This is a genomic window from Pseudoalteromonas luteoviolacea, assembly GCF_018100925.1.
In the GTDB taxonomy this organism is placed as follows: domain Bacteria; phylum Pseudomonadota; class Gammaproteobacteria; order Enterobacterales; family Alteromonadaceae; genus Pseudoalteromonas; species Pseudoalteromonas obscura.
Genome location: NZ_JAGJEH010000005.1, coordinates 148753 through 161100, shown reverse-complemented (window position 1 = coordinate 161100; position 12348 = coordinate 148753). Strand labels below are relative to the sequence as shown.

The 12348-nt window shown below is 37.6% G+C and carries 15 protein-coding genes and 1 pseudogene; 1 reads left to right on the top strand and 15 read right to left on the bottom strand.

All coding sequences use genetic code 11. The features are described from left to right. Window positions 1-173: 173 nt before the first annotated feature. The 4 genes and pseudogenes from J8M00_RS12210 to J8M00_RS28695 all read right to left on the bottom strand — a co-directional run. Entirely contained in the window at window positions 174-656 is a 483-nt protein-coding gene (locus tag J8M00_RS12210; RefSeq protein WP_211010504.1) for a hypothetical protein, read from the bottom strand. Window positions 657-1140: 484 nt separating this feature from the next. Further along, window positions 1141-1656, bottom strand: coding sequence for a hypothetical protein (locus J8M00_RS12205; protein ID WP_211010502.1), 516 nt, complete (start codon window positions 1654-1656; stop codon window positions 1141-1143). Window positions 1657-2164: 508 nt separating this feature from the next. After that, window positions 2165-2665 (bottom strand): hypothetical protein, encoded by a 501-nt coding sequence (locus tag J8M00_RS12200; protein WP_211010500.1) that lies wholly within the window; start codon window positions 2663-2665, stop codon window positions 2165-2167. A 213-nt stretch (window positions 2666-2878) separates the two neighbouring features. Then, window positions 2879-3115: pseudogene (locus tag J8M00_RS28695) on the bottom strand (DUF6348 family protein); the annotation flags it as partial. Window positions 3116-3273: 158 nt separating this feature from the next. On the opposite strand from J8M00_RS28695, the gene J8M00_RS12195 reads away from it, so the two are divergent. Further along, the gene (locus J8M00_RS12195) at window positions 3274-4491 is read left to right on the top strand and encodes an alpha/beta hydrolase family protein (protein ID WP_211010499.1); all 1218 of its coding nucleotides are present in this window, start codon (window positions 3274-3276) and stop codon (window positions 4489-4491) included. A gap of 472 nt (window positions 4492-4963) precedes the next feature. Here J8M00_RS12195 and J8M00_RS12190 read toward each other — a convergent pair whose 3' ends face one another. The 11 genes from J8M00_RS12190 to J8M00_RS12140 form a co-directional block, all read right to left on the bottom strand. After that, complete coding sequence (locus J8M00_RS12190; RefSeq protein ID WP_211010497.1) at window positions 4964-5296, bottom strand: hypothetical protein; 333 nt, start codon at window positions 5294-5296, stop codon at window positions 4964-4966. Between the two features lies 1 nt (window position 5297). After that, window positions 5298-5792: a hypothetical protein gene (locus tag J8M00_RS12185; RefSeq protein WP_211010496.1), complete on the bottom strand. Its 495-nt coding sequence runs from the start codon at window positions 5790-5792 to the stop codon at window positions 5298-5300. Between the two features lie 542 nt (window positions 5793-6334). Next, window positions 6335-6763: a hypothetical protein gene (locus tag J8M00_RS12180; protein ID WP_211010495.1), complete on the bottom strand. Its 429-nt coding sequence runs from the start codon at window positions 6761-6763 to the stop codon at window positions 6335-6337. Continuing rightward, window positions 6760-6948, bottom strand: a complete 189-nt coding sequence (locus tag J8M00_RS12175; protein ID WP_211010494.1) for a hypothetical protein — start codon at window positions 6946-6948, stop codon at window positions 6760-6762. Before J8M00_RS12175 ends, J8M00_RS12180 begins: the two co-directional genes overlap by 4 nt. A gap of 123 nt (window positions 6949-7071) precedes the next feature. Continuing rightward, window positions 7072-7413: a GNAT family N-acetyltransferase gene (locus tag J8M00_RS12170; RefSeq protein WP_211010493.1), complete on the bottom strand. Its 342-nt coding sequence runs from the start codon at window positions 7411-7413 to the stop codon at window positions 7072-7074. A gap of 184 nt (window positions 7414-7597) precedes the next feature. After that, on the bottom strand, window positions 7598-8002 hold the full coding sequence (locus J8M00_RS12165; RefSeq protein WP_211010491.1) for a hypothetical protein: 405 nt from the start codon (window positions 8000-8002) through the stop codon (window positions 7598-7600). Between the two features lie 115 nt (window positions 8003-8117). Then, window positions 8118-8597, bottom strand: a complete 480-nt coding sequence (locus J8M00_RS12160) for a DUF1203 domain-containing protein (RefSeq protein ID WP_211010490.1) — start codon at window positions 8595-8597, stop codon at window positions 8118-8120. A 776-nt stretch (window positions 8598-9373) separates the two neighbouring features. Next, the gene (locus tag J8M00_RS12155) at window positions 9374-9994 is read right to left on the bottom strand and encodes a hypothetical protein (protein ID WP_211010489.1); all 621 of its coding nucleotides are present in this window, start codon (window positions 9992-9994) and stop codon (window positions 9374-9376) included. Window positions 9995-10265: 271 nt separating this feature from the next. Then, window positions 10266-10886 (bottom strand): hypothetical protein, encoded by a 621-nt coding sequence (locus J8M00_RS12150; RefSeq protein WP_211010488.1) that lies wholly within the window; start codon window positions 10884-10886, stop codon window positions 10266-10268. Further along, entirely contained in the window at window positions 10883-11809 is a 927-nt protein-coding gene (locus J8M00_RS12145) for a hypothetical protein (protein ID WP_211010487.1), read from the bottom strand. Before J8M00_RS12145 ends, J8M00_RS12150 begins: the two co-directional genes overlap by 4 nt. Next, on the bottom strand, window positions 11799-12317 hold the full coding sequence (locus J8M00_RS12140; RefSeq protein ID WP_211010486.1) for a hypothetical protein: 519 nt from the start codon (window positions 12315-12317) through the stop codon (window positions 11799-11801). The genes J8M00_RS12145 and J8M00_RS12140 overlap by 11 nt, the downstream gene beginning before the upstream one ends. Window positions 12318-12348: the final 31 nt, after the last annotated feature.

Here is a 12348-nt window from a genome sequence, read left to right as displayed (position 1 = left end):
ATTACCAGCAGGGTCAAATAGAAATAGAGTTATATACTCGCAACCAGCAACATCAGGGCGTGCTGGCTCAAATGGATTAGTTAAAAAAATTGATGGTCATTCTGTGTTACCTAACGCTTAAATGTGGGGCGCAGCTTGCTGCGTCCCTGACCAACATGTTGAACGAACATAATTTACTTGTTAGTTTTAAGTTTTGCCGCGTCTTCTAGTTGATTAAGCACATTAATTAAATTCGGAATTGATGATTCTGGAAACAAGTAAGAACCTTCTACTGTATTGATCCTTACATACTCTTTATCCCCAGCTTTAGTTTGCCCGAATACCCCTTTATCACGACCAAAGTTGACAGGCTCCAACATATCTTTAACTGTCAGCTCATCTTTCAGCACTTTAGTTAGCAATGACTTTAATGCAGGTACGTCTTCATCAAATATATACAACCGGTGAACTCGGTTTGGTTCTGATTTATATCGAGTTTCAAAACGAACAGAAGCTCTATCAGTACCTTCATTGTTTAGATAAACTGTTACTTTTGATTGAGAAAGCTCTGTTCCATTATTTAATTCTGCAACATCTATATTACTGTCGATCATACGTGAAGTAGATGAACAACCAACAATAAGCGCAACAGCTAAACAACAAACTAATTTCTTCACTAGCACTCCTAATTCTCAAATATTGATCTTAAAACTAACTTTTGCGCTAAACGCGCAAAACCATGTTGGCTGTAATGGTGAACCAACATGGTTTTGAGCGCAGTTGTTAGGTACCACATGCTGATAGCTTTCTTTTATCCAACTTGTTCGCGATAGCACTATCTGGTTGAAAGCCAAAATAGGACTGTCCAATTGAATATCGATGAAAAGAGCTTAGAGTGTGAATAGCGCTACATTCTCCTAATTCTGCAGATTTTAGCAGACATTAACATGCTAAGTCTTTCTCTGCTTTTTCTAGTTCTTTGAAACCAAATTCTTCAGAACCACTTTTTTGCTCGAAAACTGTAGTAAAAAAGAAATCGTACATGCCTGCTGCATTGTTAATGTGTGAACAACCAGCGCGCACTCACATTCATGGATAAGAGCAAAGTGAAGAAAATTGATAATTTCACTAGGTACCTAACGCCGTAAGCAAAGGTATTTTTTAGTCCAAATTAGCCATAAACGACACTGCTAGCGATAAGGCTAACCTCTCATTAATCCGAAAGGAATTGTATTTAATTCCACTCCATTTTCGATAGCGAATTTCACGACCATGTAAAATGGTCTTACAAAGCCAACTAATTCTATTTTCTCCACCGATAGCAGCTACTAATTCATCGTTTAAATAAATTTTGCTGTAGTTGTCTATTTTCAATTTACCTTCAGCTAGATTGCTATATTGGCTACCAAACCATACAAAATCTTTAATCGTCTTTTTGTTTAAGTATGTTTCAAAGTCACCATTGCAATGAAGCTTGGCTATCAAAGACTCACCTTTGGGTTCTATCAATTCATAAACGTAGTACTTATTGTCAAAAAAGCTTCGGAACACTCTATAGGTATTATTCGTATCTTTAACTAAGTACTCCCACAAGTCTCCCTTTAACTCTTTGAAGCCCTCTAAAGTGTCAGAGGTAAGAGAAATTTTTTTATTCCATGAGAGACTAACAACTGACAAACCAACTTACCTATTTGTATAAACTCGAAACTTGACTGAAAACACAACATTTTTATCTACGATAAACGTCGCATAACAACAGCTATTCAGACACACACTTTATTACCCCTCAATAACTTAAACAGACGTCATCAAGTTAGAAAGGGGCAAAGTACGTCAATTGTCGCATAACAGTGATATTTAACAAACACTAAGCAATGTATATACATGAAATAAAATGTAACTTACTATGGAATCACGATTTTTATCCATGACCCAAGCGTATATGTATAAGTAGAGATATGCTAAAAAGACCATCTCATGCTACATGTACTGGATAATAGAAATCGCGGGGGCATGCTTTGAATTGTGCAAAGCCTGCTCATTGCAAGACACGACTCCATAGATTTTCTTGACGGGAGACGGTTCATATGTGTTAGCTGTTTTACTTACCTTTTTTCGTCGTCTCTTCCACATTATGCCAACGAAACAAGGTACTACTAGCCACACAATAATATCGAAGATTAAACTACCATAGGTTATTTTCCAGGTTTAATACTGTATTCGGTTGCTGAGAGGTAAGTACATTGCCGATATTGCATGCATTACCATAATAAATGTTATATACATGCTTATAATAAGCCCAAGTATACTCTAATGAAGTACGTTCATTTGTAATTATCTTGAGCCATGAATTTGCTTTTAAGATACCAACTCTTTTCAAATGTCCACTACTACTCCACATTGACACTAACAATTCACCACCTAACTCTTCAAACTCAAATCCCAATTGTCGTTGCTGATTTTCATTTATGGCTCGAAAACGTGAAACAGAGGGGTTATGAAAGTTGCTATATTCAGAGTGCTTAACTTCGATTAATAATACACCTTGAGTTTCTGGTACATTTTCTATTGGAAAGACTTCTGGCACTGCGTTTCTTAGCGTTGCTTTAGGGTGTCCACGGGATTTTTTTGTCCAATATGTTTCAATATGTTGAATTATCGTATTCATAGCACTTACATTAAACACCTAGCTCACCTACTGATACTGCGGAGAGCGTTTTTGTATATAGTTGGAGCGTAGCGACATACACATAGAAAAGCGCATCAATATGTGTAAGCGTGCAGATTTTTGTTATGCTTTGCGCAGTATAATAAAGTTACAAACACTATAATAGCCCTCTGATTTTTCCCAAAGTTCTGCGCTTAGCATTGAAGTCCCTTTTTCCCAAACCTCATTTTCTTATAGAGCTTCTAAGGAAAATTCACCAGATACACGCTCGAAGAAAACTCTAAACCAAGGTATTTCTGAATCTAGCGCTCCATTTTTAGTTGATTTTTCTAAAGACTCAAAAGGCGTTTCTGGAATTGATGCTTCGACACCTTCGGGAGATCTTGTTCCAAAATCACCAGTATAAGCTCGATAATTTACTCCGTTTATTAGCCAACTTTCGATTTCTACCTTTTCGAGTTCGTACTTCCTCCAAAAAGATAAATTACCTTAAAAACAACAAAATAAATTAGTAATGAGGTAGTATGGTGACAGGTATTGCGACCTTTCTGAACAAACACTCATTATGGAAAATGGGGAATTACTGAGCCGCACTATCAATCACAAACAAAACATTGGAATAAATAATGAATCCTGAACGCCTAGCGAAATTACTCTCTGTGGCAATTGTTTTTTTCCTAGCAACCAGCAAGGTGCAAAGCTGTGAGTCTGAAACAGGAAATAATCTGTGTATCCACCAGCAGACGATATCATTACCTTTAAAGCAGCCAGTTGGGAGCTTTGTTGTTCACCTAGAAGATCACAGTCGCAACGACCATAGAACGATTGATTTGGGCCCCAGACAGCTGGGAGTTAGGTTTTTTTATCCCGCTGTAGTCGATAATAAGGAAACTAAGCTAGCGGCTTTGCCGGACAAGTTTGCAAGGGTTAACCAGCTTATTTTCGATGAAGTAATAGCGCCACCAGCAATAGAAAAGTTAAAGCCCTTAAATTGGAACATCGCTGAAGGAGCCGAAATAGATGACTCTTTGGGGGCTTTACCCCTTATCATTTTATCGCATGGGTACTATCTCAACCCGGAACTGTTTGTCATCACGGCTTCGTATATTGCCAGTAGAGGTTTTCTAGTCGCTTCTATTAACCATACTTTTGGTTCGTCTCACTACGCTCCCCCTGACTCTGAGACCAAGCTGACCATAGAGTTGCCTCAGGATAACCTAGGAATTGACCTGGCAATGTGGACCGCAGATCAGCTCTTTGTTATTGAACACTTACAGCAACATAGCCAAAAACCAGAGAGTGTTTTTTACAACAAGATCTCCGAAAAAGTCGGGATTATCGGTCACTCTTATGGTGGTGCAGCAGCTTTTCATAGCGCAGCACTGTCAGACAAAGTCGATGCCATCATTAACCTTGACGGTACAATTTTCAATAGAAAAGGGCTTATTATTAAACAGCCTTTTATGTATGTGCACGCCTACGAAGAATACTTCAGCGAAGTTTTTCTGAACGTGAAAAACAAAGGCTATGTTGCCATTTTTGAAGACCTCAATCACTTGTCTTTCACCGACTTTGTCGTCTTCAAAGAGATGATTCAACAACCGCAATCAACACTGCAAAGAGATAATAAGTTCAAAGCGATTGTTGATGTGGCCAACCTGAGCACAGGTTTCTTTGAGCATCACCTTGGTAACAATAAAGGCTATTTTAAGCCACCTACCAGTTTGTCCAGAGAAGATTTTAGTTTCAAAGTTTTTGACTGCAACTCTGAGGAATTATGGCCAAAATCGCCAATGCTCTGTGCCTACTATGAATTGAAAGATTGGTTAACACAATTATTTTGAATACACTTGTATGAGCAGTTTCCAAAGCTGTGCTGATAGCAAACAAAAAATATTTATGTGAGTTTAGATGAAAAGCACCTAATTAATTGACGCTCCTGATAACAAATAGGACAGGCACTTTTCTTTTTGCCAAAAGTTTCACCGTTAAGATGTCTATCAATGATTGGACTCCCTCTGTAAAACTTATACCACCTAGATATCATCTCGTTGTCTCGCAAATACACTGCTTGGCAGCTTCATTCGCTCTACTAATCTATGTCCGTCTGCGGTCAAAGTTTTTACCTGTTTACTTACCCTGTCCACACAAAAAGCACGGCGTATACACCGTGCTCTTATCATTCCTATTCAACTCAAGCTAGATATTTAAACTGAAGTAAAATAGCACGACTTAAGCAATAAATTTGTGCCAGCCCTAAATGGTGCCAAATTACTTTCTATATCGTGTCTACCTAAATCTTAAATATTTATTGCTCTAAAAAAGAACTTTATGAATTCGACACAAACCCGTCGCATTCTTACTTCTATCTGTTTGGATAGTAACGTTACCGCCAGACACCTTTGATGTAAGTAAACCGCTATAAACGATATCTTTGTTTGAAGCGTTATGTTGCAAATAATAAGTCAGACTACAACCACTTGGCGTTACGGAGCCACTCTCTAAAGTAACCCAGACTCCATATGGATCACTACCATTGGCCCATACTTGAATATTACTGATTTTTCCAGATGCATTGGCCCATGTACTCGCTTTGGTGCCAAAAGAAATAGCCCCAATGAGTAATCCAATAAAGAGAGTTGTTTTCATATTACAGTCCTTTTTTTAGTTTTTTTTCGAGGTGTTGCCAGAAAGCATCTGACGTTTTTAAATCATCGAACTTGATTATTTCTAGTTCAATAGATACAAAATCAATGGCACTGTTTTCTTCCACTTTAATAACCAAGCTCGTGTTCACCAAGTTTTCATCGTTTCGTACAGCAGTGAACTCAAGCCGTGACAAGCTAAAACTTTCGGCGTTTGGAAAGTAACCTTTTAGTAGAACAGAAATATTTTTAATATATTTGGCTTTATGTATTTCAATCTGTTTGTCAAAGTCTTTAGCTATACCCTTATCTATTGCTATACCTACACCAACCCCCACAGCACCAAGAGAGCCAACCAACATCGGCCCTGCATTTGTTCCCTTTCCTGTATATGACGCCTCTGGAATTTCCGGGCTAAGAGATGCTGTAACTCTTGAACTGGAACAACCTGTAATTACGAAAGTTACGATAGATAGAAATAATAATATTCTTATATTCATGTTAATTATTACCAATGATGGCTTTTGAGATCTAGATTAAAATAAAACTTATGGCTATTTTAAGTATTTTAAAGTAGCTAAAACCAGTCCTTCAAGCAGCCTTGCAATTTAAAACCGCACACAACTATTAAAAGGAACCTAGTTCAATAAATAGAAAACTAACAATAGGAGTATACACCTATTGATTTTTTCTTAAAACTATTCTTCGCAACTAAATTTGGTTGCATTAATTCACCATATAAAATGCCCCACACTTTTTAAGCTAAAAAGTATTACATTTATTTGTTTATTTAAAAATCAAACGCAACCATAAAGCGTGTTGTTTATAAAATAATGGTAAAATTAACTCTGCCTTATTAGTTTGAGGCATTTTTGAATGTTGACAACTGGTTTTAATACAATCAAAAAAGCAACTTTTTAAAAGATCTTAGAAATCGATTGAGCAAATAGGACAGGCACTTTTCTTTTGTATGGATAACACCGCCTAAAGTAGTGAGTAATTGTTGGCTAAAATATGAAGCTAAGCGGAATCGAGTCAACTGTTACGAGTCTGACTTTAAGGCCTTACTAAGTCTCGTTTCATACTGAACTAGTTTTTCTAAAAACTGTTCAATAAAGTCTATGTCCGCTTGCTCAGTCACAAGCGATAAAGCAAACTTTACTTCATTTCTTATCTCTTCGCATTGCTCAATACTTGCGCCATCATTACCGTATAAAATACCAGCTGGCCATTCATGTTCACAATATGAAAACCAGTTTAAAAGACTGCCAAGTAGTAGGCCATTTCCTTGATTATTTTCGGGATCTATTTCGTGACACCTTTTATAAAAATCCATTTCAACCAGAGAGCCAAGTTCTTCAAATAAGCCTTTGGTTTGATAAATATTTTGAATAAGCTTACCAAGCCACAAAGTTGAATCGTAATCTCCAACCTCAAAACCTCTTTTCAAAGTAGGATAAACGAGGTTCATGAATATTTCGTAGCGGATACAGCTATGTCTGTTTTTTCAAGGTTAGGTAAATACGACCATACCCAGTTGAGAACCTCTTCCTCTCCGTTAAATGACTCAACAAAAAGTTTCACTGAAGCTGCTGCTTGTTTCTTTAGCCCGGCTTCTAATTCTTTCTCAAATTTTTCGTAATACCCGATATTCATAAGAGGCTTAATACCTTGTTAAGTAACAGCTAACTACTGCTAATCCCAAACAGAGCCACCATAATCACTGAGCTCAAATCAAACCAAAATCGCCGACTGTTCGCTGTCCGCATGAACAGTTTATTAGGCATTTTCACATCTCAACAAACGTATTCCGCCCACCTCTGAGGTAAAACCAAGCTTCTCATAAAATGGTTCCATATCAGGCAAGCAATAGAGCTCAAAATGACGAATCTTGCTCAGTTTAGGATGATGTTTTATCAACTCCATTAGCTTAATTCCAAGGCCGTTCCCGCGTTCTTCCGGAGCTGCAATGACATCAAAAATAACAGCTTTATAGATAAAGTCACTCAAGACACGTGCAAAACCGACTAGTTCACCTTGGTCACCTACGATACCAACACAAACCTGTGAACCAGATACACAGTCTATTGTGTCAGCTAATGTACGAGTTTTCCCCTCCATACCTGTTGGTACAACATATGAACTTGTTTTACATGTTCACTACAAAATTGTTCAATTACTTCCATGCTGCCTCTTGATGCCTAGCGCTTGCCGTAAACAGCGCAAAATTACAGGCTAAAATGAGCGACGCGGAGCACAAGCCTGCTGTTTTTAGCCCTTTAGCTTAAGCGTTTGTTAGCTGCTGTTACACCAAGACTAATTTGAGTTCTTCGAGAAATGAAGGCAAACAAGTTTGGTCCGTTTTAAACTCTACAGCCAAATTTTGAGAATGTTCACTGTACTCTACGAAACAAGCACTGACAATTAAATGCCCTAAGTGATTAAGCTCAAATTTAAGGAAGTGATCGTTATAATCCTCTTTCAACTCAGCAGAACCTTTCATTGTGGAATTCATAATCTCAATATCACTGAGAAACTTCTTTGGATTGTCAAAGTAAACAGTACCATGAAACCCAAAGCCTCTAGAGCTTAAAGTAACAAAGCATTTGAAGCTACTGCCTAGAAGTTCAAATTCACTTAACTTTAAAGTGGTTCGATCATCATTTGTTTTTAATTGGACTGTTTGAGTAAATTTAGATTTCGTATCCATGATTCTATTGGACAGCTAACGCCTTGATAATTGGAGTTTTCTCTGGGTAGTTTTTGCGCGTGAAACACAATGCATAAAGCGACACAGTAAATTTTGCCAATTATCAACTTGTTAGCTATGCCACACGTTCAACTCTAAAACTGTAACAACCATAAGCAGCATATCTTGCAATTACAAAGCTTACCTTATCATTGGTTAAAAACTCTTCAAGGTCTGACTCTGCGTGTTCTGGTGATGTCAATTTCGCGTCTAATATACGCTCGTTTTCACAGTATGCTTTTAATACAAATGTGTGACCTAAATAATCGGTTGCTGATCCATTTGGCAATGGCAGTTTGTTAACATCAAACTCCTGACTCTTCGAGTTTGCCAACACAAAAATGGGACCATACTCTTTATACGGGCCTGTTTTAGTGAAAGGACAATAACTGGCCAATATTAGTTCTTCACCAGCCTTAGCGCCACGAAGCACATCTCGGCATGGTTCACCACCTTTAGCTTCCAATACTTCTACAGGTTGGTTTTGATCGTCTATACCTACATTTCTAACTTTATCTAAAAAATCCGATCTTACAGGTACTACTTTATACTTCATTTGACTCCCTCAATAGCTGACATTTTTATCAACGAAAAATGTCGCATAACAATAGCGTACTCGCCGCCGCATAACAACGGCTACTCATACACACACTCTATTACTATCAACCATAACTTAAATAGGTGTCACCAAATCATAAATGGTAAAAACGCGTCAACTTTCATATAACAGTGATATCTGGAAAACACCCAACAATATAAATATGCAAAAGCAAATTGTTCAAAATGGGAGCTCTTCTTTACTCATGTTCCAAGGCACATGACTACGCAAAGATATGCTAAAAGTACTATCCATATTACCTAGGCTAGATAACAGAAATCATTGATGGCAAACTTTTAATGTGCGACTGGCTTATAACGTAATCAAGTAAGGGCTCAAATACACCATATTCGCTAAGCAACACAGGTACTTCAATCAATAAGCCTGAATTATCTGTTTTAACTTGCGCAAGAACTTTGACTAACATGGTAACTATACGAATTAGTACGGATGAGTTTTAGTAGATTAGTATATGAAGTACTATTGATCTAATGAACTGAGATCTAGTTTTTAATTGGATTTATAAGGGAATTAGTATGTTTTAGTATAGTTTTGAGTACTATTAATAAGACTTACACTTCAAACAACTGGAGTTTATAGCGACATACAAATTTATAGTGGAAAGTGTACCAGCCTAATAAATACCTATTAGAACATAAAGATAATTTAGTAAGGGCCTAGTAATTAAAAAACACTGTCTTTTGGTTATCAATTGCGGGTCCCGAAAACTTTTGTCAGCTCTGTTCCAATATTGTACTCAAAAACTTAAATTGAGGAGTACAGGTTGAAACGATCATTTCGTACAGTTTTCGATCACACCCAGAGTGTTCTCCTAGAGATAGGTAATAATTCTCATCATTGTATTTTGCAAAAACTATCCACTCTCCTGTCAGATTACCTTTATTTGACCTTTCTTGAAATGCATTTATTCCAAAGTCATCTATGATGTTTGAAAGCTGCTCATCCGAGATTTCGCTCTTACCATCCCAGTGCTTTGCAATGAGCCTTTTAATACCACTTTGACCATGGTGAACTACTATATTTTTCATTAGAAAGCGTGCGGAAAAGTAGTGTTTATGCCATAACCCTTTCAGTGGCTTTCTCTTAAACTGAGTTTCTTTTTTTATAAGATTTACTTCTGTGCATCCTTCTAGCTCTTTTATTGCATCTACGATCATATATGGTTCTATATCAAACATTTTGTGATACATGAACATTTGTAAAACAAAAAACCAGCTGAATCTTCCGTTAGCATATCTGTCCAATTTGTATTTAGCCGCATATGCTTGCAAAAAGTCTACACCGATAACTTCTTCTTTCTCTCCAAGCTTTACTGTGTATTTCGGATTAAACAATATTACTCCTAAAAGATAAAATTAGGCCCGCTTTACAGGCTAAACATAGTTAGTAACAATACTGGGCTACCAAATAACAGTATTTATACTACATTGCGCTTTAATTCATTGGAAGTAAATATAAAATCGATGGAAACGGCTGCTCAAACCTATTGTAGAAAATTACTTCTGCAGCAAAGTGAGAGCATCTGAGTCAAGTATTTAGTCTTGCTGTGTAGTTAAACGCCAATTTATTAAAAGGCAATACCTCGTCATTTTCCTTATATACAACTTACGAAGATTCAGACTGTTCAGCTAAGTAATTACTTATCGACTTGATCGCTATTTCAAGCATAAGTTCTCTGCTTATTAAATACCTTTTGGTTGAAAATGAACCGTACTCCCCCACATTTCTTAGCTCTTCAAAAAAACGTTGCCACGAGCCTAATTTTGGATTTCGATGCGGTGTTGATTCTCCTCTATGAACAAATTTAGATCTGTAATTATATGTTTCTTTAACAATGCCTTTTAATTGTTCTGGAGTAAAATGGTTAGGTCTAAATTCAGAGTGCTTTCTACTTAACTCTGTGGCCTCATTATAAGGTGAGTTAAATCCATGCATAAGAATGCCATCATCGTAGAGGTCCCACCACTTCTCAGTTGGAAAATATTTAAACACGAAACTAGCAAAACGCTCTTTCAAACGTTTATCATGAACCCGTAAGTCGCAGTAGTACTGGAAAAGCGCTTTAAGATCAGGATCATTCTTCGTAGATTTTTTCCATACATTGTGAAGTTCATGCTTCTCAGGTTCTGGCATGGCAATTTGCGCAACACTTTCAATAGCAGAAACTAGCATAGAAAATGATAAGTCGAAATCTTCGTCATAGTTATGACATGCTAACTGAATCATTCGTATAGTTTGCATACACTTTTGTAGTCAAAAGCTTTCGCGCTCGATTTATATGGGAGCTTCCATAAATTTGAGATTACATTTGATAATCGAGTATTCCATTCAGCCAGCACATCTTCGTGTATCTTAAAGACAGAGCTACGGCCTAATACCGCCACTGGGCCAAATGCCGCAAGCTGGCGAAACTTATTAATTTGAAAGACCAAAACTTCATCTGTAGACGGATTATAAAATGGTGTATGAGGTATATCGATAAAGTTATAATTCTTATCAAGTTTTACCACTAGAAATTGGTCATTTGTATTATCTATTTGAATCGACAGATGGGAAGAAAAAACAGGGTGCGTTGTTTCATCTATGGGACGAAACTTCCAGAAACGGCCCCAAATATCTCCTTTGTCGGTTTTGATAACAATTTTGATTCCCTCTATATCTGCAAAACTACCTTGGCGATTTTCTTCAACAAACTGCTCAATAGGAACTAGCTTATCGGCAATTATGCTTTCAAATGAGCTACCTTGTGCGTAGGCGGACCTAGCTGTAGTAAACGAAACAACCGCAGCCAACCCCTGTAAAAACAATTGACGGTTATAGGCAGTCACCCAATCTGGTAAGAGCACTGTTGACACGAAAGACTGCATACACTCCTGCCCAGCTCCGTCATCAACTCCATGGTTAATCACAATCGAACGCTCTATTACTATACCTCCTGGTAACTCCCAGTCGCTACTTAGTCTGAAATCCAGCAAGATATAACCATACAAACGAGAACCAGCGGCATTTCCTATGTATTTGTTAAACATTTTTTCGTGTGGATTGTTAGAAAAATATTCGCCTCCAATCTCTGGATGAAAGGCTACAATAGCCTCTTTAAATAAAGTTTGCTTACCTATTGAGTATCTAATTGATTCACTATTTTCCATTTTGAAGCCTATTCACTATCCACCTATAACTGCATGGTTTGAATGCACTTAAATCTTCCCCCTTCCTTTCGGCATGAAGCGTATCAAGCTTTTCCAGAAATTGCTCATACACCTTTTGATACCTCACCACCGTATGCGTGCGAAGGTATTCATTGATCACCTCATCAATTAGGTCATGCACTTCTTTAGGTAATTGCTTGGTCCGGTTGCCTTTGGCTTTATGCCTTGGCATCAGTGCGTGTTTATCCCAGCCGCTTTCCACAAAGGCTTTGTTCCAATGGGCTAGCGTACGCCATGACGGTGGGCTGCTGTCGTTTATCTCCGCCGCCTTTTGAGTAATAAACGGGGTTAACCATTTCTCTGTATAGGCTGGAACGTTTTGTTCAATTGCACCTTGCACATATTTGTAGCGACGCTGCATTTCTTTTTTGGATGTAACATCTTCCGTAGTTTCAGCTTTTGGCTTTTTAACGTTACAGAGTGGTTTAAAGGTTAGCTTGGTTGGCAATTCACGCCGAGCGATAGTTCTGAGCTGGCCG